The organism is Roseateles sp. P5_E4 (assembly GCF_054049255.1).
The window spans coordinates 204,637-228,843 of sequence record NZ_JBFUMS010000001.1 but is presented as its reverse complement, the minus strand read 5'-3'; the positions used below and the strand labels follow the sequence as shown (position 1 = coordinate 228,843).

Annotated in this window: 21 protein-coding genes; 2 read left to right on the top strand and 19 right to left on the bottom strand. The window is 67.1% G+C overall.

Features of this window, described 5'->3' with window-relative positions; all coding sequences use genetic code 11:
• Positions 1–17: 17 nt before the first annotated feature.
• The 7 genes from ACXJLH_RS00915 to ACXJLH_RS00885 form a co-directional block, all read right to left on the bottom strand.
• Complete coding sequence (locus ACXJLH_RS00915; RefSeq protein ID WP_457442183.1) at positions 18–2,534, bottom strand: FimV/HubP family polar landmark protein; 2,517 nt, start codon at positions 2,532–2,534, stop codon at positions 18–20.
• Between the two features lie 339 nt (positions 2,535–2,873).
• Complete coding sequence (gene asd / locus ACXJLH_RS00910) at positions 2,874–3,986, bottom strand: aspartate-semialdehyde dehydrogenase (protein WP_056197236.1); 1,113 nt, start codon at positions 3,984–3,986, stop codon at positions 2,874–2,876.
• 85 nt (positions 3,987–4,071) lie between these two features.
• Positions 4,072–5,166 (bottom strand): 3-isopropylmalate dehydrogenase, encoded by a 1,095-nt coding sequence (gene leuB, locus ACXJLH_RS00905; RefSeq protein WP_056196644.1) that lies wholly within the window; start codon positions 5,164–5,166, stop codon positions 4,072–4,074.
• A 1-nt stretch (position 5,167) separates the two neighbouring features.
• Positions 5,168–5,815 (bottom strand): 3-isopropylmalate dehydratase small subunit, encoded by a 648-nt coding sequence (gene leuD / locus ACXJLH_RS00900; protein WP_457355768.1) that lies wholly within the window; start codon positions 5,813–5,815, stop codon positions 5,168–5,170.
• Between the two features lie 2 nt (positions 5,816–5,817).
• Positions 5,818–7,230 carry a 3-isopropylmalate dehydratase large subunit gene (gene leuC / locus ACXJLH_RS00895; RefSeq protein WP_457442182.1) on the bottom strand — a complete coding sequence of 471 codons (1,413 nt, stop codon included), beginning with the start codon at positions 7,228–7,230 and terminating at the stop codon, positions 5,818–5,820.
• Positions 7,227–8,120: a LysR family transcriptional regulator gene (locus tag ACXJLH_RS00890; RefSeq protein WP_056196636.1), complete on the bottom strand. Its 894-nt coding sequence runs from the start codon at positions 8,118–8,120 to the stop codon at positions 7,227–7,229. Before ACXJLH_RS00890 ends, leuC begins: the two co-directional genes overlap by 4 nt.
• An 84-nt stretch (positions 8,121–8,204) precedes the next feature.
• A complete protein-coding gene (locus tag ACXJLH_RS00885; protein ID WP_457442181.1) occupies positions 8,205–9,542 on the bottom strand; it encodes a hypothetical protein in 1,338 nt (445 codons plus the stop codon).
• A 304-nt stretch (positions 9,543–9,846) separates the two neighbouring features.
• Between ACXJLH_RS00885 and ACXJLH_RS00880 the strand changes: the two genes are divergently transcribed.
• Entirely contained in the window at positions 9,847–11,079 is a 1,233-nt protein-coding gene (locus ACXJLH_RS00880) for a Yip1 family protein (RefSeq protein WP_056196631.1), read from the top strand.
• Positions 11,080–11,092: 13 nt separating this feature from the next.
• Here ACXJLH_RS00880 and ACXJLH_RS00875 read toward each other — a convergent pair whose 3' ends face one another.
• The 12 genes from ACXJLH_RS00875 to scpA are packed head-to-tail and all read right to left on the bottom strand — an operon-like array spanning position 11,093 to position 23,414.
• A complete protein-coding gene (locus tag ACXJLH_RS00875) occupies positions 11,093–11,566 on the bottom strand; it encodes a VOC family protein (RefSeq protein ID WP_056196628.1) in 474 nt (157 codons plus the stop codon).
• Between the two features lie 13 nt (positions 11,567–11,579).
• Complete coding sequence (locus ACXJLH_RS00870) at positions 11,580–12,677, bottom strand: hypothetical protein (protein ID WP_457442180.1); 1,098 nt, start codon at positions 12,675–12,677, stop codon at positions 11,580–11,582.
• Positions 12,677–13,882 carry an FAD-dependent oxidoreductase gene (locus tag ACXJLH_RS00865; protein WP_457442179.1) on the bottom strand — a complete coding sequence of 402 codons (1,206 nt, stop codon included), beginning with the start codon at positions 13,880–13,882 and terminating at the stop codon, positions 12,677–12,679. Before ACXJLH_RS00865 ends, ACXJLH_RS00870 begins: the two co-directional genes overlap by 1 nt.
• Positions 13,875–15,920: an acetyl-CoA carboxylase biotin carboxylase subunit gene (locus ACXJLH_RS00860; RefSeq protein WP_457442178.1), complete on the bottom strand. Its 2,046-nt coding sequence runs from the start codon at positions 15,918–15,920 to the stop codon at positions 13,875–13,877. The genes ACXJLH_RS00865 and ACXJLH_RS00860 overlap by 8 nt, the downstream gene beginning before the upstream one ends.
• 11 nt (positions 15,921–15,931) lie before the next feature.
• Positions 15,932–16,222, bottom strand: coding sequence for a helix-hairpin-helix domain-containing protein (locus ACXJLH_RS00855; protein WP_457442177.1), 291 nt, complete (start codon positions 16,220–16,222; stop codon positions 15,932–15,934).
• On the bottom strand, positions 16,222–17,361 hold the full coding sequence (locus ACXJLH_RS00850; RefSeq protein WP_457442176.1) for a hypothetical protein: 1,140 nt from the start codon (positions 17,359–17,361) through the stop codon (positions 16,222–16,224). The genes ACXJLH_RS00855 and ACXJLH_RS00850 overlap by 1 nt, the downstream gene beginning before the upstream one ends.
• Positions 17,358–18,890: an acyl-CoA carboxylase subunit beta gene (locus tag ACXJLH_RS00845; RefSeq protein WP_457390008.1), complete on the bottom strand. Its 1,533-nt coding sequence runs from the start codon at positions 18,888–18,890 to the stop codon at positions 17,358–17,360. Before ACXJLH_RS00845 ends, ACXJLH_RS00850 begins: the two co-directional genes overlap by 4 nt.
• 6 nt (positions 18,891–18,896) lie before the next feature.
• Entirely contained in the window at positions 18,897–19,292 is a 396-nt protein-coding gene (locus ACXJLH_RS00840; protein ID WP_056196607.1) for a VOC family protein, read from the bottom strand.
• Positions 19,289–20,251 (bottom strand): methylmalonyl Co-A mutase-associated GTPase MeaB, encoded by a 963-nt coding sequence (gene meaB / locus ACXJLH_RS00835; protein ID WP_457442175.1) that lies wholly within the window; start codon positions 20,249–20,251, stop codon positions 19,289–19,291. The genes ACXJLH_RS00840 and meaB overlap by 4 nt, the downstream gene beginning before the upstream one ends.
• The gene (locus ACXJLH_RS00830) at positions 20,248–20,676 is read right to left on the bottom strand and encodes a GNAT family N-acetyltransferase (RefSeq protein ID WP_457442174.1); all 429 of its coding nucleotides are present in this window, start codon (positions 20,674–20,676) and stop codon (positions 20,248–20,250) included. The genes meaB and ACXJLH_RS00830 overlap by 4 nt, the downstream gene beginning before the upstream one ends.
• Positions 20,677–20,694: 18 nt before the next feature.
• Positions 20,695–21,246, bottom strand: coding sequence for a hypothetical protein (locus ACXJLH_RS00825; protein ID WP_457442173.1), 552 nt, complete (start codon positions 21,244–21,246; stop codon positions 20,695–20,697).
• Positions 21,243–23,414: a methylmalonyl-CoA mutase gene (gene scpA / locus ACXJLH_RS00820; RefSeq protein ID WP_457442172.1), complete on the bottom strand. Its 2,172-nt coding sequence runs from the start codon at positions 23,412–23,414 to the stop codon at positions 21,243–21,245. The genes ACXJLH_RS00825 and scpA overlap by 4 nt, the downstream gene beginning before the upstream one ends.
• An 83-nt stretch (positions 23,415–23,497) precedes the next feature.
• Here scpA and ACXJLH_RS00815 point away from each other — a divergent pair, with 83 nt between their 5' ends.
• The gene (locus ACXJLH_RS00815) at positions 23,498–24,154 is read left to right on the top strand and encodes a GntR family transcriptional regulator (RefSeq protein ID WP_457325842.1); all 657 of its coding nucleotides are present in this window, start codon (positions 23,498–23,500) and stop codon (positions 24,152–24,154) included.
• Positions 24,155–24,207: the final 53 nt, after the last annotated feature.

Genomic DNA, 24,207 nt, shown 5'->3' with positions numbered 1-24,207 from the left:
AGTATCGCGGCTGAGCCTTAGCGCAGCTCGTTCAGCATGGCCTGCGCCTTGTCACGCAACGGGCCGCTGGCACGCTGGATCAGCTCCTGGAGCACTTCGCGGGCGCCTTCGGTGTCACCGATCTGACGGAATTCGTCGGCCAGCTCGAGCTGACGCAGCAGCGGGTCGCCTTCGTCATCACCCAGCCCTTCGAGAGCCGCCCCCAGCACCTCGGGATTCGTCTCGCCAGGCAGCGTGGGCTCGCCGAAGTCGAAATCCAGGTCGGTGGACGCCGATGCAGGGACCGCAGGCGACGGCGGCAGCCCACCCATGCTGCTGAGATCGAAGTTCAGGTCCGGCGCGGGGGGTGCCGTGCGGGTGCCGCGACTGGAGATGTCGAAGTCCATCGTCATCGGCACCTGCTCAATCGACGCGGGCATGGCCTGGGTGGCCGCCATCGCATTCGGCGAAACCGGCTCGGGCGCATCCAGATCCAGATCAAGCGCCAGGTCGAAGCCGCTGACCGGCCCGGTGTCGGGACCGCCGCGCATCGCATCGGTCGCCATATGAGCCGCAGCCGCCGCAGCAGCGGCCGACGCGCCGCTCGGCAACGCAGTCTGGGGCAGCGTGCTGGCATTCATCGGCTCGGGGCGCAGCTCGGGGCCATCCTCGACATGAGCGGGCGCGCCGCCAGGCTGATAGAGCGGGTTGTCCGGGTCGATGCCGCGCCCCAGCTCCTGGGCCTTGCCCCAGTCCTCGCCCGAACCCTTGGTCTCGGCGTAAAGCTGCACGGCCAGTTGCTCGAAGCCCTTGGTGTCACGGCGCTTGGCGTAGACCTCCAGCAGCTTCAGGCGGATGGCCAGGCGCGTGGGGTTGGCGCGCAGGGCTTCCTTGAGGATTTCCTCGGCCTGCAGGTCGCGGCCATAGGCCAGGTAGACGTCGGCTTCCGCGACCGGATCGACGTCACCAATCGCGTCGAGCTGGCTGAGCGAATAGCTCATCGACGACTGGCCGCTGTTCTGCGCGTCGCGCGTGTCGACGCGCTGGCCGCCGGTGCCGCCGAAGAAGGAATCGGGCTGCAGGCGGCTTTCGTGGAAGCCGGTCTCGGCTGCATGGGCCGGGCGGCGCGAGCGCAGGCGGTACAGGCCCAGGCCGCCCAGCACGGCGACGAGGACACCGGCCAGGGGCAGCACGATGGGGCTGTCGAGCAATTGCTCGATGAAGCCCGGTGGCTCGGCAGCGGGCGGCGGTGCCAGCGGTGCACTGGCGCGCGGCGCAGGACGGGACGCGGCCGCACTCGCCGCAGCCGCAACCGGCGTCGAGGCAGCAGCGGATGCGGGCTCGGCAGTCGCCACGACCGGCGCGGGCAGCACCGGCGTTGCGGGCGCGGGCGCAGACGCTGTGGTGGGCGCCGGCGCCGCTGGCTTGGCCGCACTGGAGAGCTTCTTCAGCTCCTCGACATTGCGGGTCAGCTCGGCCACGCGGGCGGCGGCGTCCTTCTTCTCGGTGTCCTTGGACAGCTTGGCCTCGGCGGCGCTGGCGGCGGTGCTGCCAGCCTTGCTGAGGGTGAGCTTGTCGGGCGTCGGCGCTGCGGCGGGCTTGCGGTCTTCGACGGCGGCTTGCACCTGACCCTTGGACTGGCGCTCGCTCCCGCTGTTCTGCAGCGTCGGCGCGGCGGAGGCCAGGCGCTGGCGGTAAGCCGAGAAATCGGCACTCTGGGCCAGGATGACGCGGCGCGCTTCGGGCGCGGGCACCGCGGCCAGTGAGTCGCTGGACGGGACCTGCAACACGGCACCCGACTTCAGCAGGTTCATGTTGCCGTCGATGAAGGCGTCGGGATTGTTTCGGAACAGGCCGACCAGCATCTGGTCCAGCGAGATGCCGCTGACCTGGGTGCGCGTGGCAATCTTGGACAGCGAGTCGCCAGGGCGCACGGCGTACTCGGAGGCCGCCGTGGCCGGTGGTCGAACGGGAGCGGGTGCGGCAGCAGGCGGGCGGGCCGCGACCGCCGGCGCTGGCGCCGATGCGGAACCGTTGCGCGGCAAGGCTGAAGTCACAGCCGGCGCCGGTGCGGGAACAGCCTCGCTCGACGCAGCGGTGGCCGGCGCAGGCGCGGCGGCCACGGCCGGCGGTGCCGTGATGATCGGCGCGGGCTTGGGCAGGCTTGGCGGGTCGAACAGCAGCGTGTATTCGCGCACCAGGCGGCCACTGGACCAGCTCAATTCGAGGATGACGTCGACAAACGGCTCCTGGACCGAGCGATCACTGCTGACGCGCAGCAGGGTGCGGCCGTTGCTGCGCACGATCTGAACCTGGGTCGACGTCAGCACCGGGTTGTATTCCACGCCAGTGGCGCGGTAGGACTCGGGGGGCGCGACGCGCACCTTCAGCGTCGACGCCTCCTCGGGTGTCAGGCTGGTGACGTCGATCTCGGCGCGCATGGTCTCGCCCAGGGCCGACTGCACATTCAGCTTGCCCAGGCCAAGCGCTTGCGCACCACCGCCGGCTACGAGCAGCGCAGCAGCAAGCGCCAGATGATGGCGAGCAAATCCCATGGGTCGAACTCCCTCGAATGCGTCGCGGATGTAATCTTTCAAGGCATTCCCCAAAGCAACAAGGCGGGGCACAAAGCCCCGCCTGTCTCGATCTTCAGAACGCGCGGCACGAGCCTGGTCTGCACGCTGGTTTGCACGCTGGGCTGCACGTTATAGCCTGTGTCGAGTCTGGAATAAAAAACACAACGGCATCAAGCATATACGCTGAAATGCTCAAGGGGTACCTGATGTGTCGCTTCGTTCCAATATCGACGCCCGGGTGAACCCTAGGTCAAACCGTAAAAGACCGTAAGCAAATCATGCCTTGCGCCACGCGGGGCGCAAGGCATGTTCGGTCTATCAACGCTCGAGCAGGATGCGCAGCATGCGGCGCAGCGGCTCGGCGGCGCCCCACAGCAGCTGGTCACCAATGGTGAAGGCACCCAGGTACTCGGGGCCCATGGCCAGCTTGCGCAGGCGGCCGACGGGGATGGTCATCGTGCCAGTGACGGCCACGGGCGTCAGGTCGCGGATGGTGGCTTCGCGCGTGTTCGGCACGACCTTCACCCAGGCGTTGTCGGCGGCGATCATGGCCTCGATGTCGGCCAGGGGCACGTCCTTCTTCAGCTTGAAGGTCAGGGCCTGGCTGTGGCAGCGCATTGCGCCGACGCGGACGCAGAAGCCGTCGACGGGAATGGCGCCCGAGCCGAGGATCTTGTTGGTCTCGGCCATGCCCTTCCACTCTTCCTTGGACATGCCGTTGCCGAGGTCCTTGTCGATCCAGGGGATCAAGGAGCCGCCCAGCGGCACGCCAAAGTTGGCCACCTCGTCGGGCGACAGCGTGCGCTGCTTCTCGGCCAACAGGCGGTCGATGTCGAGGATGGCGCTCTTCGGGTCGTCCAGCAGCGGCTTGACCGACGCGTTCAGCGTGCCGTACTGCGTCAGCAGTTCGCGCATGTGCTGGGCACCGCCGCCGGAAGCGGCCTGGTAGGTCTGGGTGGACATCCACTCAACGAGGCCAGCCTTGTACAGCGCGCCCACGCCCATCAGCATGCAGCTGACGGTGCAGTTGCCGCCGATCCAGTTCTTGCCGCCGTTGCTCAGCGCCTGGTCGATGACCGGGCGGTTGACAGGGTCCAGGATGATGACGGCGTCATCGGCCATGCGCAGGGTCGAGGCGGCGTCGATCCAGTGGCCGGCCCAACCTGCGGCACGCAGCTTGGGGTAGACCTCGGTCGTGTAGTCGCCGCCCTGGGCGGTGATGATGATGTCGCAGCGCTTGAGCTGTTCGATGTCGAAGGCGTTCTGCAGCGACTTCTCGTTCTTGGCCTGGGCCGGGGCAGCGCCGCCGGCGTTGGACGTCGAGAAGAACAGCGGCTCGATCAGGTCGAAATCGCGTTCAGTGGTCATGCGCTCCATGAGCACCGAGCCCACCATGCCGCGCCAGCCTACGAGGCCTACCAAGGTCGTCATCATCATTCCTTTGCTTCACCAAACCCCATCCACTTTGGGCCCCGGCTCGTTCGCCGGGTTTGGTGGGGCGAGACGAGACGGAGCTTTAGCTCTTGATGGTTTTCGTGGTCGTAATGGCTTTGACGACTGCGTCGCCCATCTCGATGGTTGTGACCTTCGAGGTGCCTTCGGACCAGATGTCGGCAGTGCGCAAGCCCTGGGCCAGCACCGACTGCACGGCCTGCTCGATACGAGCGGCAGCGTCGGCTTGGTTGAGGGAGAACTTGAGCATCATGGCAGCGGACAGGATTGTAGCCAGAGGATTGGCGATGCCCTTGCCTGCGATGTCCGGCGCGCTGCCGTGGCTGGGTTCGTAGAGGCCCTTGTTGTTGGCGTCCAACGAGGCCGACGGCAGCATGCCGATGGACCCGGTCAGCATCGCGGCTTCATCGGACAGGATGTCGCCGAACATGTTGCCGGTCACGACGACGTCGAACTTCTTCGGCGCCTTGACGAGCTGCATGGCTGCGTTGTCCACGTACATATGGTCCAGCTCGACGTCGGGGTACTGGGCGTGGACTTCGATGACGATGTCCTTCCAGAACTGCGAGGTCTCCAGCACATTGGCCTTGTCGACGCTGGTCAGGCGCTTGCCGCGCTTGCGGGCGGCCTGGAAGGCAACGTGGGCGATGCGCTCGATCTCGGGACGCGAGTAGCGCATCGTGTCGAAGGCTTCGTCGGCGCCGGGGAAGTGGCCGTCCACGGCCGTGCGGCGGCCGCGCGGCTGGCCGAAGTAGATGTCGCCGGTCAGTTCGCGAATCAGCAGGATGTCGAGGCCCGCCACCAGCTCAGGCTTCAGCGACGAGGCGTGCGTGAGCTGCTCGTAGCAGATGGCCGGGCGGAAGTTGGCGAACAGGCCCAGCGCCTTGCGCAGGCCCAAGATGGCCTGCTCGGGGCGCAGCGAGCGCTCCAGCTTGTCGTATTTCCAGTCGCCCACGGCGCCGAACAGTACGGCGTCGGCTTCCTGGGCCAGCTTCAGCGTGGCGGGCGGCAGCGGGTGGCCGCTGGTCTCGTAGGCCTTGCCGCCGACGTCGGCCCAGTCGAGCTGCAAAGGCAGGTCCAGCGCCTTCAGCACCTTGACGGCCTCGGCCATGATTTCTGGGCCGATGCCGTCGCCCGGCAGTACTGCAATCTTCTTCATCTCAAATCACTCGGTTGTTCAGCCAGGGCTTGGCGGCAATGCGCTGAGCCTCGTAGGCGCGGATCTTGTCGGTGTGCTGCAGCGTCAGGCCGATTTCATCCAGGCCGCCGATCAGGCACTCCTTACGGAAGGGCTCGATGTCGAACGGGAGCTCGGCACCGTCGGGCTTGACCACCACCTGGCGCGGCAGGTCGACGACCAGCTGGTAGCCGGGGAAGGCATAGACCTCGTCGAACAGGCGCGCGATGGCGCTTTCCGGCAGGACGATGGGCAGCAGGCCGTTCTTGAAGCAGTTGTTGAAGAAGATGTCGGCGAAGCTCGGCGCCAGGATGGCGCGGAAGCCGTACTGCTGCAACGCCCAGGGCGCGTGCTCGCGGCTGGAACCACAGCCGAAGTTGCTGCGCGCGACCAGCACGCTGGCGCCGGCATAGCGCGGCTGGTTCAGCACGAAGTCGGGGTTGGGCTGGCGGCTGGCGGGGTCCTGGCCAGGCTCGCCATGGTCCAGATAGCGCCATTCGTCGAACAGGTTGGGGCCGAAGCCGCTGCGCTTGATCGACTTCAGAAACTGCTTGGGAATGATGGCGTCGGTGTCGACGTTGTCGCGGTCCATGGGCGCGACCAGCCCTTTGTGGATGGTGAACTTGTCCATGATCAGCTCAGGGTACGAACGTCGACAAAGTGGCCGGTCATCGCGGCCGCTGCGGCCATGGCGGGACTGACGAGATGGGTGCGACCACCGGCACCCTGGCGGCCTTCGAAATTGCGGTTGCTGGTCGACGCGCAGCGCTCGCCCGGCTCCAGGCGGTCGGCGTTCATGGCCAGGCACATGGAGCAGCCCGGCTCTCGCCACTCAAAGCCGGCGGCCTTGAAGACCTGGTCCAGGCCTTCGGCTTCGGCTTGCGCCTTGACGAGGCCGGAACCCGGCACAACCAGGGCCAGCTTGATGTTCTTGGCCAGCCGGCCACCGACACGGCGCACGACGGCCGCAGCCTCGCGCATGTCCTCGATGCGGCTGTTGGTGCAGGAGCCGATGAAGACCTTGTCGACATGGATGTCGCTGATGGCCTTGTTGGGTTCCAGCGCCATGTAGGTCAGCGCGCGCTCGATGGCGCCGCGCTTGACGGCGTCCTTTTCCTTGTCGGGGTCGGGCACGCGGTCGTCGATGGCCAGCACCATCTCGGGCGAGGTGCCCCAGCTGACTTGCGGGCGGATCTGCGCGGCGTCGAGCTCGACGACCTTGTCGAAATGGGCGCCGGGATCCGAATGCAGCGTGCGCCAGTAGGCGACGGCCTGGTCCCACTCCACGCCCTGCGGGGAAAAGGGGCGGCCTTTCACGTAGGCAATGGTCGTTTCGTCCACGCCGATGAGCCCGGCGCGCGCACCGGCCTCGATGGCCATGTTGCAGACGGTCATGCGACCTTCCATCGAGAGTGAGCGGATAGCCGCGCCCGCAAACTCGATGGTGTAGCCGTTGCCGCCGGCCGTGCCGATCTTGCCGATGATGGCCAGCACGATGTCCTTGGCGCCGACGCCCTTGGGGCATTGGCCTTCGACCTTGACGAGCAGGTTCTTGGCCTTCTTGGCCGACAGCGTCTGCGTGGCCAGCACATGCTCGACCTCGCTGGTGCCGATGCCATGTGCCAGCGCGCCGAAGGCGCCGTGCGTGGACGTGTGGCTGTCGCCGCAGACGACCGTCATGCCCGGCAGCGTCGCGCCCTGCTCGGGGCCGATGACGTGCACGATGCCCTGGCGCTTGTCGTTCATCTTGAACTGCGTGATGCCGACGCGGTCGCAGTTGGCGTCCAGCGTGTCGACCTGCAGGCGCGAGATCGGGTCGGCAATGCCTTGCGAGCGATCCGTCGTCGGCACGTTGTGATCGCTGACGGCGAGGTTGGCGCTCAAGCGCCAGACCTTGCGGCCGGCCAGGTCCAGGCCTTCAAAGGCCTGCGGGCTGGTCACCTCATGGACGAGGTGGCGGTCGATGTAGAGCAGTGCCGTGCCATCCGGCTCGGAGTGCACGACATGCTCATCCCAGAGCTTGTCGTAGAGGGTTCTTGAAGTCATTGCTTCTCTCGAGGAATCAGGGTGTCCACGAAGCGTTGCACCACGGTGGGCAGACGCTGCTGGCGCAGCACACCCAATACATATTCGCGCTCGGCCCACGGCTCTTCAAGCCGCAGGCAGCGCACGCCGAAGACGCGCGTGAAGCGCTCGGCCGGTTGCTCGGGCAGCACGGCCACGCCCAGGCCAGCCTCGACGAGCTGGGCGATGGCATCAAAGCCACGCACCTGCCAGCGCGCATTCAGCGTCTTGCCGCGTGCCGCCGCCTGCTCGCGCATCAGCTCTTGGGCGCTGGCACCGGCATGCAGGCCGATGAGGTCATAAGCCAGCAGGTCGTCGAAGGTGACTTCCTCGCGCTGGGCCAGCGGGTGCTTCAAGGGCACGAGCGCCGCGAGGCGACCGTGCGCAAACGTCCACGTCTGCAGCCGGTTGTCCAGCAGAGGCGGCGAGAACACACCGATGTCGGCACGCCCTTCCGCCACCGCGGCCTGGGCCTCGGCGCTGGTCAGGTCTTCCAGGCTGATGCGGATCTGGCTGTGCGCCTGCGAGAAACCCACCAGATGCGGCGGCAGCGCCTCGGTGATGGCACTGCTGTTGGCGGCGATGCGCAGATGGCCCTTGATGCCCCGCGAGAACTCCATGACCTCGGTCTCGAGGGCGTAGAGCGACGCGTGCAGCGAACGGATATGGCGCACCAAGGCGCGGCCGGCCTCGGTAGGTTCGACCCCCCTCGCGCGCCGCTCAAAGAGCTGCACGCCGAGGCGGCTTTCCAGGTCAGACAGGCGCTTGCTGGCGGCTGCCAGCGCCAGGTGTTCCTGGGCGGCGCCGCGCGTGATCGAGCGGGTCTGCTCGATGGCGAGCACGAGATTGAGAGTGGTGAGGTCGTGGCGCATGTTGATCGTCCAACTCCAGCATAGCCTTCGTGAAGATAGAGATTCTGCGCCAGAAAACGACTGGCGTTTCGTGGTTTGCGAAGATCAATGCGGCGCGCTGGCCTGCTTCAACATCCCACGCAGCGCGTTGCGGCTGTGCGCTCCGAAATGGCCCAGCAGCTCAGCGATGGCCCGGTGCAAGGCATCGCGTTGACCCTGCAGGTCGCGCGCCAGCTCGGGGCCGAACTGGGCTTCGTTGGCAGCAAAGTCCAAATTGGGGTCAGTGACGAATTTCGCCGGCGCGCCGACCACGACGGCTGCATCCGTCGCCGGCCCGGCCTTGAACGCCTCGGCCGCGACGATGTCGCGTACATAGTCGAAACCCCAGGCCGGGTAGCGGCCGTCGCGGGTGGCGTCGCGCAGCGCGAGCTCCAGCGGGCCATCGCGACGCTGCTGCGCGTTGTCGATGATCCAGCGCGTCTGGAACTGCTCCAGCACGAAATGGCGGTTGCTCTGCAGCACGACCAATCCCTGGCGATCCGCTGGCGCGCCCAGCTGGGCCTTGAGGTTGACCCACATCATGTGGCCCAGCGTCGCGCCCGGCGCAGCGCTGGAGTGATAGGGCTGCGTCAGGTCCTCGACATGGTGCAGGGCCATGCCCGCAAAGCGCCAACCCCAATAGGCATGGCCGCTCTGCCAGGCCAACGCGGCCAATGCGCTGTACTGCTGCACGCGCAACTCGGTGAAGGTGCGCGCAAAGCTGGGCGCCAGCGTGTTGAAGACGGCGCCCTGGTGAAAGAAGCCCATGTGGAAAGGCGCCTGCGAGCCGATCGCGACGGCCGCGTTGCCAAAGGGCTGCTTGCCGAAGCCGTAAGCCGGGTCGGCCGGGCTGCCCGGGTTGTCGTCAAAGAGATTGAGGTCGTGGCCGTAGTCGGGCTCGTCGCAGGCCGAGGCCAGCACGGCCAGCGGCGCGACGGTCTCGCCGGGCTGCAGTGTGACGAAGCGCTGGGTCGCGCCCTTGCCCGGGGTGGCGGCACTGACCACGCCGACATCCAGTGCAGGGCGGCTGGCGTCGGGGTTGCGCGGGTCGATCTGCAGATAGAGGGCCAGCCTGGCCTGGGGCGACAGGCGCAGCGCGCGCAGGAAGGCGGCGCGTCGCTCGGCGTCGCTGCGTTTGGCATCGGCCACAAAGCGCAACGCGTCGGGCCGGGGGGCATGCCCCTTCAGGCGCTCGCGCAGCAAAGCCTCCTGAGCGTCGAGCCGAGCGGCGATGGCCACTTCCTGGTCGCGAAGGAAGTCCACGAGAGGTTCGGCCTCCACGACCGCAACGTTCGCAACCTCGGGCATGCGCTCGAAGGCGCGGTAGCACATGGGGGTGTGGTTGCCCCAGGCCTGCGCGAGGGTCGGCAACAGCAGGGCGAACAGGACGTGGAGGAGGCGCATCGGCGGCAGCGGCATGAGAAGCCGCGCATTCTGGCCCGTGCTGAGCAAACCCTTGCGACCGAACTCGCGAAACGGCTTGTGGCCCCCTCGCCTTCCGGTGTGCCACGGGCCGGTGAGCCCAGCGCGGCACGCGCAAGTTTTGCTGCTTGCAGATTACGGGCGGGTACGGTTTCGCAGAAGCGGCGATTCGGGAAGCGCGGCTTCGCCAACGCCAAAGACGTCAGCGCCGCGAGCGGCTTCATGAAAGCCCCATGTGCCACGCAGGTGCCGGCTTCTACGATGCGGCACCCCTGCGGAGATCGCCATGATTCTGGTTCAGCGCATCCAAGACATCCTGCTCAAGCCCAAGGACACCTGGCCGCAGATCGCCCAGGAGACCGCCACGGTGCAGTCCCTGTACAAGGAATGGCTGCTCATCCTGGCGGCGATACCGGCGGTGGCGGGCTTCATCGGCATGTCGGTGATCGGAATGGGTGGCTTCGGCATCAGCTTCCGCGTGCCTTTCGTGAGCGGCCTGGTGCATATGGTGGTGGGCTATGTGCTGTCGCTGGGCATGGTCTACCTGCTTTCGCTGCTGGTGAACGCGCTGGCGCCCACCTTCGGCGGCACGCCCGACCCCCTGGCCGCGCTCAAGCTGGTGGCGTATGGCTGCACGGCTGGCTTCGTGGGCGGGGTGTTCCAGCTCCTGCCCTCGCTGAGCGTGCTGGGCCTGCTGTGCGGGCTCTATTCGATCTACCTTATCTACCTCGGGCTGCCAGTGCTGATGCGCAACCCGCCGGAGAAGTCCGCCGGCTACACCGCCGTGGTCGTGGTGGCGGGCATCGTGGCCGGGTTGGTGGTGGGCGCGGTGAGCAGCGCAGTGCTCGGCATGGGCAGCTGGGGCGGCGGGCATCAGGGTAGCGGCTCGGTGACGCTCAAGGGCCCGGGCGGCGACGTCACCCTCGACACCAGCAAGATGGACGCGGCCGCCAAGCGCATGGAGGCGCTGGGCAAACGCATGGAGGAGGCTCAGGCCAAGGGAGACAGCGCTGCAGCGGGCAAGGCGCTGAGCGAGATGATGGGCGCTGTGACGGGTGCGACCGGGGGGGCCAAGCCGATGCCGGCCGCGGACCTCAAGGCGCTGCTGCCTGAGACTCTCGGCGACTTCAAGCGCACCAGTGTCGAGGCCCAGAGCGGCGGCGCGATCGGCATCAACTCGTCATCCGCCCGGGCCCGCTATGGCAATGGCGACAAGTCCATCAGCCTGGACATCACCGACATGGGCAGCCTCGCCGGCATGGCCAACCTCGCCGGCTGGGCCAACATGACGCTCGACAAGGAGGCCGATGGCCGCATCGAGCGCGTGTTCAAGCAGGGCGACCGCACGGTGCGCGAGGACTATCGCAAGGATGGCTCGCACGCCGAGATGTCGGTGCTGCTGCCCAACGGCGTCATCGTCGAGGCCAAGGGCGAGCAGGTCGGCATCGACCAGCTGCGCGGCGTCATCAGCGGCGTCGACCTCAACAAGCTCGCCACCACAGCGCGCCAGCCCGGCTGAGCGCAGTCGCCTTTCAACCCAGTGCTGCAATCACCTCGGGCGGTGCCTGCACCAGCTCGATCAGCACGCCCTCTCCGCCGATGGGGAACTCATCGTTGCTCTTCGGGTGGATGAAGCAGATGTCGTAACCGGCCGCGCCCTTGCGGATGCCACCGGGCGCAAAGCGAACGCCCTGCGCCGTCATGGCAGCCACGGCCGCTGGCAGGTCGTCCACCCACAGGCCGATGTGGTTCAACGGCGTGGCATGCACGGCCGGTTTCTTCTCCGGGTCCAGCGGCTGCATCAGGTCCACCTCGACGGCATGCACGCCCTGCCCCAGCGTGCAGATGTCCTCATCGACGTTCTCGCGCTCGCTCTTGAAATTGCCGGTCACCGGCACGCCCAGCAGGTCCACCCACAGGCGGCGCAGCTTGTCCTTGTCCAGGCCGCCGATGGCGATCTGCTGCAGGCCGAGGACTTGGAAGGGACGGGGCGTGGCTTGGGTCATGGCGTGACTCGCGTCAGGTTGTGGGGGGCTGAAGGCGCTGCTGCAGCCTGTCCAGAAGGGCCAAGGCGATGGGCAATCCTTGCCAGCCGGCATCGCCGGGCATACAGCGCTGCAGCGCCTCATCGGAGTGGGTCAGCGGTGCCGCCATGAAAGCGTAGCGGCGGCTCAGCGTCTCGTCGCCCACCAGTTCCAGGAAGCGCAGGTGCAGGTAGAGGGCGAACAGCGGTTTGGTGTGGTGGCTGCCGATGCTGGTGCCACCGACATGCCAGACCGGCGCCTCGCTGGCCATGGGCACGAAGCGCGGCGTCCAGCCCTCTGCCTGGGCCACGATCAGCAGCACGTGCAGGGTGTCGAAGAAGCCCTGGTAGGGCTTCAGGTAGCTGCGCGGCCCGAGATGCAGTTGTGCAAAAGGCTCGGCCACCGAGGCCGGAGCGCGACGGTACAAGCGCGCGTCGACCTGCCAGCGCTCCATCAGCTCGCGCAGCACCGGGGCGTTGAGGAAGAGCAGATGCGTCAGCGGGTAGGCCAGGCCGGTCCCCTCGCTGCGGGCCTCGAAGCAGCTGACCATGCTGTCCCGCCCCGTGGGCAGCAAGCGCGGCAACAGGCCGCCGTCAAAGACGTAGGCGTCATGGTCGAGGATGCCAAAGCTGGCGCCCTCGGTGCGCAGCAGCAGGCTGACGACCGCGCCATGCGGTGCGCTGGACGCCGGCAGCGTCGGCAGCACATGCAGGGGCAGCGTCGGGAAGCGCCGCGCCAGCCATTGCCGTTCCCAGCGCCGGGCGCCGTTCGCCAGCAGCACCAGCTGTGCGCTGTCCACGAGCAGGCTCAGGCAGGGCTGCAGGAAATGCAGCGTCTGCGGCATCACGATGACGTAAAACCGCGGCCGGCCGTCTTGCGGCAGCCGCTGCTGGAACTCGGCGCAGCGCCGCGCGCCGGCAGTGCCGCTCAGCAGCGCCGCATTGCAGGGCTGGGCAAGTGCGCGCCAGGCGCGCAGCAGCACGGCCGCCGGCAACTGCCACAGCAGCGCCTGGGCCTTGCCGAAGCCGCGCTGGCGCAGCGGCGCCAGCGCGGCCCGCAGCACACGCAGATGGGCGAACAGGCCGAAGCGCATCAGCAGCCGGCCAGCTTGAGCCGCCCCCAGAGCCAGCCGGTCTTGTAGCCGGCCAGCACCGCGATGGACTGCTGGTGGACATAGGGCAGTCGCCCGCCCCAACCGAAGAAGCGGTCGCGCAACCAGGGCGCGACAACGGCGTGGGACTGGAACATCGGCGTCAGGCCCTTGCTGGCCTGACCGTAGAAGCGCAGGTGGGCGCGGCGGCGGCGGCCGTAGCGCTCGAACACGCCGGGCCAGTCGCCACCGACCTCGCTCGCCAGCTCGTGCGCATCGATCAGCGCCATGTTGGCGCCCTGCCCTAGCTGCGGGCTCATGCCATGGGCGCAGTCACCAATGGCCAGCACGCGGCCGTCATGCCAGCGCGCCATGTGGACATCGGCGTAGCGGGCTTCACGCAAGTGCCCGGCATCGCGCAGGCCGGCCAGCAGCGGCAAGACGTCGGGAAAGAGCTCGGCCATCTGCTGCTTGATGCGATCCAGCCCAACGCGCTCGCGCCAACCTTCAAGTTCGGCGACGGGCAGACTCCAGAACAGGTTGATGCCTCGTGCGCCATCGGCGTGATCGGCCCTGCCGACCGGCATCAGGCCGATCATCTGCGACGCCGACCGGAAGCGCTGGCGCAGCTCGATCTGAGGGAAACCAGGCGGCGCCGGCAGCACGGTCCAGACGGCGCCCCAGGGGAAGGCGCGCGCATGCTGGCTGACCTTCATGCCTTCGCGCAGCCTGGAGAAGCTGCCGTTGGCGAGGATCAGCGCGGCATGGCGAGCCTTGGCTCCGCCGGACAAACGCAAGGTGACGCCGGCCTCGTCCTGCTCGAAGCCTTCAACCAGCGCGCCGCAATGCCAGCGGACGCCGAGCTCGCGCACGCGCTTCCACAGCATGCCCATCAACGCGCCGCGCTGGATGCCCAGGCCATAGGCCTCAGGATGGAAGCGCCGGTAGCTCATGTCCAGCACCGCGCGGCCCGAGGGCGTGTCGCCGAACAAGCGGTCTACCCGCGTACCCAGCGCCAGCGCCTCGTCCAGCAGCCCCATGGCCGTGAGCACGCGCTGGCCGGTGGGCTGAAGCAGCAGGCCCGCACCGATGGGTTTGGGCTCGGGCACGGCCTCGTACAGATCAACAGCGACGCCGCGCTCGGCCAGACGAATCGCTGCGGCCGCGCCGGCGACACCGGCGCCGACGATGGCGACGGATTCAGGCAAAGCGCAGGATGGGCTGGTCTACCGACAGGCTCTCGCCCGGCTTGGCCAACACCTCGGCGACGGTCACGTCCTGCGCGGCGGTCAGGATGTTCTCCATCTTCATCGCCTCAATGACCGCCAGCCGCTCACCGGCCTGAACCGTCTGGCCGACCTGCGCAACTAGGTGCACGAGCAGCCCGGGCATGGGCGACAGCAGCAGTTTGGAGGTGTCCGGCGGTGCCTTGTAGGGCATCAACGTCTGCAATTCGGCCGCGCGCGGGCTCAGCACGGTCAGCTCGATCAACAGGCCGCCATGGTGGATGCGATAGGCCAGCGGGTTCTTCGCCGTGCCGCGCTCAGCCTGGGCGGTAAAGGCCAGGCCATTGACGGTGCCGGTGATGCGCACGTCGTTCAGGCGGGAGCTGGAAACGATGCGGTAGTCCTTGCCGCCCACCTGCACGCGTGCCTCGCCCAGCGCGCCCGCGTATTCGCTGATGTGCAGCGCATGGCGCTCGCTGTGGCCAGCGCCGAGATTGACGACGGCAACGTAGTCGTGCTCGATCTGCACCTCGTGGCCGCGCAACTGGCCGCTGATGCCGGCCTCGCGCTCACGTGCCTTGCGGCGGATGAAGCCGGCCAGCGCGACAAGGAAGAGCGGGTCGTCATGCGGCACATCCTCGGCCTTGAAGCCGCCGGCGTAGTGCTGGGCGATGAAGCCGGTGTTGAAGTCGCCGCTCGCAAAGTCCGGGTGGGCCAGCAGCGCCGCCTGGAAGGGGATGTTGCTGGACACGCCACGGATGACGAAGCCGTTCAGCGCCTCGCGCATCTTGGCGATGGCTTCGGCCCGGTCGCGGCCGTGCACGATGAGCTTGGCGATCATCGAGTCGTAGAACATCGGGATCTCGCCGCCCTCGTAGACGCCGGTGTCCACGCGCACGCCAAAGCGCTGCGGCTCGGCCTGCGTCATCGTCGTCTCGGGCGGCTGGTAGCGCACCAGGCGGCCGGTGCTGGGCAGGAAGTTGCGGAAGGGGTCTTCCGCATTGATGCGGCATTCGATGGCCCAACCTTCGCGCTTGATCTGCTCCTGCGTGAATGACAGCGGCTCGCCGGCGGCGACGCGAATCATCTGCTCGACGAGGTCCAGGCCGGTGATGCACTCGGTGACCGGGTGCTCCACCTGCAGCCGCGTGTTCATCTCCAGGAAGTAGAAGCCCTGGTCCTTGCCGACGACGAACTCCACCGTGCCGGCGCTCTGGTAGTTCACCGCCTTTGCCAGTTGCACCGCCTGCCCTCCCATCGCGCGGCGCGTGGCCTCGCTGATAAAGGGCGACGGCGCCTCCTCGATGACCTTCTGGTGGCGGCGCTGGATGGAGCATTCGCGCTCCCACAGGTAGACGACATGGCCTTGCGCGTCGCCCAGCAGCTGGATCTCGATGTGGCGCGGTTCCTCGACGAACTTCTCGATGAAGACGCGGTCGTCGCCAAAGCTGTTGCGCGCCTCGTTGCGGCAGGACGTGAAGCCCTCGAAGGCTTCCTTGTCGTTGAAGGCCACGCGCAGGCCCTTGCCACCACCGCCGGCGCTGGCCTTGATCATGACTGGGTAGCCGATGCGCGCCGCGATGCCCACGGCCTCCTCGGCCGACAGGATGGGTTCGTTGTGCCCGGGAATGGTGTTGACGCCGGCCGCGGTCGCCAGCTTCTTGGACGCGATCTTGTCGCCCATCGCGGCGATGGAGCCGTGCTTGGGGCCGATGAAGACCAGGCCCTCCTCCTCGACGCGACGCGCGAACTCTTCGTTCTCGGACAGGAAGCCGTAGCCGGGGTGGATGGCCTGCGCACCCGTCTGCTTGGCGGCGCTAATGATCTTGTCGGCGACAAGATAGCTCTCGCGCGACGGCGCCGGGCCAAGCAGCACGGCTTCATCGGCCAGCTCGACGTGGCGGGCGTCCTTGTCGGCTTCGGAATAGACGGCGACGGTAGCGATGCCCATCTTCCTTGCCGTGGCGATGACCCGGCAGGCGATCTCACCCCGGTTGGCAATCAGGATCTTGGTAAACATGAGGTGCCTCGTTATTTCGTTTTCGCGAGCAGCTTCTTGCGCTGTTCGGTGAAGTGCCACCACGGCTGGGCAGGCCCGCCGTTCATGAAATCGTGGGCAGCCATGAAGGTGTCGAGCACGCAGGGGTCATGGCGCTGGCCCATCGGGTCGCGCAGGCGGTCATAGGTCTTGAAGGGGTCCATGGCCTTCACGTGCGCAGGCGTGGGCAAGCCCAGTTGGACGAGATCGGCGGCCATGGCCCTGCCGATGTTGGGGATGTCGGTGAGCTTGAGCGCCTCGGCGGCGCAACGTGCCTTGGCCATCAGGGTGCCTCGCCATCACGCAGCGGGTTGGGCAGGGACAGGCGATCACCGCAATCTCCCTGCGCGCAGGGCAACTGGCCCACCAGTTGCAGATGCAAGCCGGCGGGAAGATCGGCATCGGTGTTGGGCAAGCGCCCCAGCACCTTGACGGCGAGGACGCGCGCACCGGGTTCCCACTTGGCAAGCCCTTCGCCTTCGATCAAGGCAAAGCTGCTCTGGTAGCCGCCGCCAACAGCCATGACGCGGGCACGCGTCGGCGCGACCACATCGTTGAGCTTCACGGCCGTCAGCACGACCTGGTCCTGGTAGCGGAAGGGGTTCTGCGCCAGCGCGTTCAGGCCGACCCAGATGCCGGCACCCAATGGCTTGGCAAAGGCCTGCAGGCGCTGCGCATTGGCCTGCTTCTGTGCGTCGCGCTCTTCACGCGCCTGGCGTTGGCGTTGCTGGCTGGCGACGCTGTTGCTGTACTGGGTGAAATCCTTGCCGGCTTCCAGCGGCAGCGACGCCTCGACGACAACGCCCTTGGGATTGCCGTACTGATCCGCCTCGAGATCGGCCTGCTGCACCACCCGCACGCGGACGTGGCTGCGCTCGCCACCTGGTCGGCCGCGCTCGCGCAGGCGGTCATCGCCACAGCGGAGCTTGAGCTTGTCCAGCGCCGAGCGCAGCATCTGCTTGGCCACGTCGTCAGACACCAGCGCCGGGCCGTCGGCCTGCAGCACGAAGAGCGTGTCGGGCTTGCAGGGGTCGGGATACTTGGTCAGCTCGCTGGTGGCCTCCACCGCCAGGCGCGGGCTCATGCCCTCCAGCTTGGGCAGGGGGCCGAGATCGAACAGCACGTTGTCGCCCCGCAGCGCGCGCGCCTTGAGGCCTTGCGACGGCTCGGGCAGGTAGACGCCGGCGCTGAAACGCCCTGCCCATTCCTCGCGGTGCTGGGGCGAATTGCGCAGTGTCCAGATGGCCTTGCCCTGGCCTTCGGCGAGGCCGTCGCGGCAGGCGCCCTGGTAGCTGAACGCATAGTCGTTGCTGGCCAGATAGGCCGGCGCGGACACCACGCAGCCGCTGGCCGCGTCCTTGTGCTGCGCGGCCTGCGCATGGGAGGCCAGCAGCCCCAACGCCAAGAACCAAGCGTGCTTCACAGCGGGATGTTCCCGTGCTTGCGCCACGGGTTCTCCAGCTTCTTGTCCTTCAGCATCGACAGGCTGCGGCAGATGCGTTTGCGCGTCTCGTGCGGCTGGATGACGTCGTCGATGAAGCCGCGGCTGCCGGCGATGAAGGGGTTGGCGAAGCGGGCCTTGTACTCGGCCTCGCGGGCCGCCAGCTTGGCAGGGTCGCCCTTGTCCTCGCGGAAGATGATCTCCACCGCGCCCTTGGCGCCCATCACGGCGATCTCGGCGTTGGGCCAGGCGAAGTTGACGTCGCCGCGCAGGTGCTTGGAGGCCATCACGTCGTAGGCGCCACCGTAGGCCTTGCGGGTGATGACGGTGATCTTGGGCACCGTGCACTCGGCGTACGCATACAACAGCTTGGCGCCATGCTTGATGATGCCGCCGTACTCCTGTGAGGTGCCGGGCATGAAGCCGGGCACGTCGACGAAAGTGACGACCGGGATGTTGAACGCGTCGCAGAAGCGCACGAAGCGCGCGGCCTTGATGCTGCTCTTGATGTCCAGGCAGCCGGCCAGCACCAGCGGCTGGTTGGCGACGATGCCGACCGTCTGGCCTTCCATGCGCGCAAAGCCCGTAACGATGTTCTTCGCGTAGTCGGGCTGCAGCTCGAAGAAGTCACCGTCGTCGACGACCTTGAGGATCAGTTCCTTGATGTCGTAGGGCTTGTTGGCGTTCTCGGGCACCAGCGTGTCCAGCGAGTAGTCCAGGCGCGTGGCCGGGTCACCGCTGGGGCGGCATGGCGCCTTCTCGCGGTTGGACAGCGGCAGGTAGTTGAAGAAGCGGCGCAGCATCAACAGCGCCTCGACATCGTTCTCGAACGACAGGTCAGCCACGCCGCTGCGGCTGTTGTGCGTGGTGGCGCCGCCCAGTTCCTCGGCGGTCACTTCCTCGTGCGTCACGGTCTTCACGACCTCGGGGCCGGTGACGAACATGTAGCTGCTGTCCCGCACCATGAAGATGAAGTCGGTCATCGCCGGCGAGTAGACCGCGCCGCCGGCGCAGGGGCCCATGATCATGCTGATCTGCGGCACGACGCCGGAGGCCATCACATTGCGCTGGAACACGTCGGCATAACCGCCCAGGGACGCGACACCTTCCTGGATGCGCGCGCCGCCCGAATCGTTCAGGCCGATGACCGGGGCACCGACCTTCATGGCCTGGTCCATCACCTTGCAGATCTTCTCGGCATGGGCTTCGGAGAGCGCGCCGCCGAAGACCGTGAAGTCCTGGCTGAAGGCGAAGGCCAGGCGCCCGTTGATCATGCCGTAGCCGGTCACGACGCCGTCGCCGGGGATCTTGTTGTCCTGCATGCCGAAGTCCACGCAGCGGTGCTCGACGAACATGTCCCATTCCTCGAAGCTGCCTTCGTCGAACAGCAGCTCCAGCCGTTCGCGCGCCGTCAACTTGCCCTTGGCGTGCTGGGCGGCAATGCGCTTCTCGCCACCGCCGAGCCGCGCACGGGCGCGCTTGGCTTCGAGTGCTTGCAGGATGTCTTGCATATGGGTTCAACCCTCGAACGGGAAATTGATCTCCACGCCATTACCGGCGGGGTCTTGGAAGAAGAACTGGTGCTGGCCGGTGACGGGCGAGCGGGACTCGTGGAAGCTCACGCCCAGCGCGCGCAGATGCGCCGCGGTGCCCACCGGGTCAGTGCCGAAGAAGGCCGTGTGGTCGTAGGTCGTCGGGGCGGCGGGGTTCACCGGGCCGCGCACCGCTTCATTGGCCCGCTGCGTGGACAGGTGGACGACCGGGTGGCCGCTGGCATAGAGCCAGTAGCCTGGGCTGTCGAAGTCCGGCCGCGGCCCTTGCTCGAGGCCGAGCACGTCGCGGTAGAAATCGCGCAGCACTGCGAGCAGCTCGGCGGGTGCGCGCAGATTGATGTGATGCAGGCCGGTGATCATGGGGTGCTCCTGAAGGTCGCCAGCAACTGGCGTGCCGCGGTGGATGCTGGCGTACGGCCTTCGCGAACGTCCGCGGTTGCGGCGTCGAGTTGGCTCTTCACGCCTGGGTGCGAGACGAAGGCCAGCTTGAGGCCGGACTGGATGCGCGCCCACATCCACGCCAGGGACTGCTCGCGGCGCTTGGCCGCCCAGCCGCCGCCGCCTTCACTCGCTGTGCGCAGTGCAGTCAGCGCGTCCCACACGGGCGCTATGCCGTCGGCCTTCAGCGCGCTGACCTTCATCACGCGATGGTTGGCGTGCGCATGCCTGGGCAACAGCCGCAGCGCGGACGTGATCTGGGCCTGGGCACGCGTGGCGGCCACGTCGTCCAGGTCGGCCTTGTTGATGACGACCAAGTCGGCCAGTTCCATGACGCCCTTCTTGATGGCCTGCAAATCGTCGCCCGCGTTGGGCAGTTGCAGCAGCAGGTATAGGTCGGTCATGCCGGCCACGGCCGTCTCGCTCTGGCCGACGCCGACCGTCTCGACGATGACGACGTCATAGCCCGCCGCCTCGCACAGCAGCATGGCCTCGCGCGTCTTCTCGGCCACGCCGCCCAGCGTGCCACTGCTGGGACTGGGGCGGATGAAGGCGCGCTGGTCCATGGAAAGCCTTTCCATGCGCGTCTTGTCGCCCAGGATGGCACCGCCGGACAGCGTGCTCGACGGGTCCACCGTCAGCACCGCCACGCGGTGGCCACGTTCCAGCAGGAACATGCCGAAGGCTTCGATGAAGGTGCTCTTGCCCACGCCCGGAACGCCGGAGATGCCCAGGCGCAGCGCGCCGCCGGTGGCGGGCATCAGCGCCGTCAGCAGCGCGTCGGCCTGTTCGCGGTGATCGGCCCGGGTGGACTCGATCAGCGTGATGGCCTTGGCGAGTGCGCGGCGGTCGCCGGCCTGGAGGGGCGTTGCAAGACTCAAGCAGCCTCCCAGCGGTATTCGATGTCGAAGTCCTGCTCCTCGACAACCTTGAAGCCATGGCGGAGGTAGAAGTCGTTGGCGCGGCTTTCGCGCAGCGCCGCCAATGTGATGGGCAGGCCTTGTGCCTTGATCTGGTCGAGCACCCAGGCACCTATGCCCTGCCCTTGCCTGTCGGCGCGCAGATAGAGGTGATGCAGGCGCAACTCGCCGTCGCGCGGCTCGACGGTGAAGTAGCCCGCGCGCTCGCCGTCGACGATGAGGTGCTGCATCCACTCAGGCCGGAACTGGCTCTTCAGCCGCGCCCGCGCGACGTCGGGATTGAAGCGGCCCAGCCGCTCCAGGCTCTCGCGCAGCGCCGCGATGCGCAGAGCCAGCATGTCTTCGAAGTCAGCCGCCCGCACCGTTTCGGTATGCAGAGTCAACACCGCACCTCCGTGGCCACGCTATTCAACTGACCGCTCCTCGGGGCGCCGGGCACCAAACAGCGCGTACTTGCATTCATCGACGGGGATCGAGATCGTCGCATTGAACATTTCAAACGCCTGATAGATCGAGGCCCCTGTATACCAACCCTCCTGCGAAGGCCCAAGGCTCCCTGATACCGTGAGGACCAACCGGTCCTCTTCCAGATTCATCCGTATCTGAAGACTGGTTACGCGCTGATGCCCCGAGGGCATCTCCTTCAGGTGCAACCCGCTCAAGAGAAAGATGTCGCCAAGACTTTCACCTTCGATGTTCACCAGGGCGGCGGTCTTGGCCCGCTCCTTCATGCGACCGAACATGCGGCTGAGCACGGCTGGTCCAACAACGGGCAAGTGAAGGTGGGGCCCTTGACCATGCGAATAGAGGGCAGTGCTAGGCGCAGGCTCCAGGCGAGGTATGTCCAGCCCGAGCGTGGGATCGACTCGGGCAGCCACCAGCCCTTCATACCCCTCTCGAGAACGCTTTTCATTTGTCAGCAGCCAGACGCTCCCGGGAAAGCGGCCGTATGTCATTGCAGGCTTGCCCGGATCTGCTCCAGAACGTCCTTGGCGCTGGCCGGGATGGGCGTGCCCGGACCGTAGATGCCCTTCACGCCCGCCGCGTACAGCATGTCGTAGTCCTGCGCCGGAATGACGCCGCCCACGAACACGATGATGTCGTCGGCGCCCTGCTTCTTCAGCTCGGCAATGATGGCCGGCACCAGCGTCTTGTGCCCGGCCGCGAGTGTCGAGATGCCCACGGCGTGCACGTCGTTCTCGATGGCTTGGCGGGCGCATTCCTCGGGGGTCTGGAACAGCGGGCCGATGTCGACGTCGAAGCCGAGGTCGGCGAACGCCGTGGCAACGACCTTGGCGCCGCGGTCGTGGCCGTCTTGCCCGAGCTTGGCGATCATCACGCGCGGGCGGCGGCCTTGCTCGTCACCAAAGGCCGCGATCTCCTCCTGCAGCTTGGCCCAGCCCTCTGCCGAGTCGTAGGCGGCCGCGTAGACACCGCTGACCTTGTGCGTGTCGGCACGGTGGCGGCCGAATACGGCCTCCAGCGCGTCGGACACCTCGCCCACCGTCGCGCGAAGGCGCACGGCCTTGATGGACAGGTCCAGCAGGTTGCCTTCACCGGTCTCGGCGGCCTGCGTCAGCGCGGCCAGCGCGGCCTGCACGGCGGCGGTGTCGCGCGTGGCCTTGATGCGGTTCAGGCGCTCTATCTGGCCGTCGCGCACCTTGACGTTGTCCACGTCCAGGATGTCGATGGGGTCTTCCTTGGCCAGCTTGTACTTGTTGACGCCGACGATGACGTCCTGGCCGGAGTCGATGCGCGCCTGCTTCTCGGCTGCACTCGCCTCGATCTTCAGCTTGGCCCAGCCTGAGTCCACCGACTTGATCATGCCGCCCTGGGCATTGACCTCTTCGATGATCTCCCAGGCCTTGTCGGCCATGTCCTGGGTGAGCTTTTCCATCATGTAGCTGCCGGCCCAGGGGTCGACGACGCTGGTGATGTGGGTCTCTTCCTGGATGATGAGCTGGGTGTTGCGCGCGATGCGGCTGCTGAACTCGGTGGGCAGGGCAATGGCCTCGTCCAGCGAGTTGGTGTGTAGGCTCTGCGTGCCGCCGAAGACGGCCGCCATGGCTTCGATGGTGGTGCGCACCACGTTGTTGTACGGGTCTTGCGCCGTCAGGCTCCATCCCGAGGTCTGGCAGTGGGTGCGCAGCATCAGGCTCTTAGGCGCGGTCGCGCCGAAGCTCTTCATGATGCGCGTCCACAGCAGCCGCGCCGCACGCATCTTGGCGATCTCGAGATAGAAGTTCATCCCGATGGCCCAGAAGAAGCTCAGGCGCGGCGCGAAGTCGTCGACGCTCAGGCCCTTGGCCATGGCCGTCTTCACATACTCCTGGCCGTCGGCCAGCGTGAAGGCCAGCTCCAGCGCCTGGTTGGCGCCCGCCTCCTGCATGTGATAGCCCGAGATGGAGATGGAGTTGAACTTGGGCATCTCCCGCGCCGTGTACTCAATGATGTCGCCGACGATGCGCATCGACGGCTCCGGCGGGTAGATATAGGTGTTGCGGACCATGAACTCCTTGAGGATGTCGTTCTGGATGGTCCCGGCCAGCTTGTCCTGCGACACGCCCTGCTCTTCCGCCGCCACCACATAGCCGGCCAGCACCGGCAGCACGGCCCCATTCATGGTCATCGAGACCGACACCTTGTCCAGCGGGATGCCGTCGAACAGGATCTTCATGTCCTCCACCGAGTCGATGGCCACGCCGGCCTTGCCAACGTCGCCGGTCACTCTGGGATGGTCGCTGTCGTAGCCGCGGTGGGTCGCCAGGTCAAAGGCCACCGACACGCCCTGGCCGCCGGCGGCGAGTGCCTTTCTATAAAAGGCATTGCTCTCCTCGGCGGTGGAGAAGCCAGCGTACTGGCGGATCGTCCAGGGCCGGGCGGCGTACATCGTCGCCTGCGGGCCGCGCAGGAAGGGCTCGAAGCCGGGCAGCGTGTCGGCGTGCGGCAGGTCGGCCACGTCGGCGGCGGTGTAGAGCGGCTTGACCGTCAGCCCCTCGGGCGTCACCCAGTTCAGTGCCGCCACGTCACCGCCCGGAGCGGACTTGGCGGCGGCCTTGGTCCATTGCTCCAGCGTGGCAGTCTTGAACTCCGGGGCGTCCCCGGCGCGGCTGTCGTCCGACATCGAAACTCTCCTGTAACTGGGCCGGCATCTTAGCCGACTGATTATTCATAATTATGAATTCAGAATCGCTACACTCGGCCGCCATGCCCGGTTCCCTCGACCACGCCCCCCTCGCCGCCTCGGCTCTGTATGAGCAGGTGGCCGACCGTCTTCGCCAGCAGATCCTGGCGCGGGAGCTGGAGCCGGGGTCGTGGATCGACGAGCTCAAGCTCTGCGCCGAGCTGGGTATCAGCCGCACGCCCATGCGCGAGGCGCTGAAGGTGCTGGCCTCCGAGGGCCTGGTAACGATGAAGCTTCGGCGCGGCGCCTATGTGACGGAGATGAGCGAGCGGGACGTCAGGGAAGCCTACCAACTGCTCTCCCTTCTAGAAAGTGACGCCGCCGCCGAAATCTGTGTCCGGGCGACGGATGCCGAGTTGAACGAACTCGGCGAACTGCATCGCGCGCTGGAGGAGGCGTTGCCCGACCGGGACGCCTTCTTCGCCGCCAACGAACGCTTCCACCTGCGTGTGCTGGAGATCGACGGCAACCGCTGGCGGCTGCAGATCGTCGGTGACTTGCGGCGGCTGATGAAGCTCAATCGCCACCATTCGCTGTTCCGGGAGGGACGGCTGGCGGAGTCGCTGGAGGAACACCGCGCCATCGTCCAAGCGCTGCTTGCGCGCGATGCGCAAGCCTGCAGGCAGCTTGTCACGGCCCATTTTTGTAACGGACTGAGCGCCACGCAGACAGCTTTGTGAAGGCAGACGGGCGGTGCGTGAACTGCCACCGAAAGCCCGCGCTTATCGGCGTG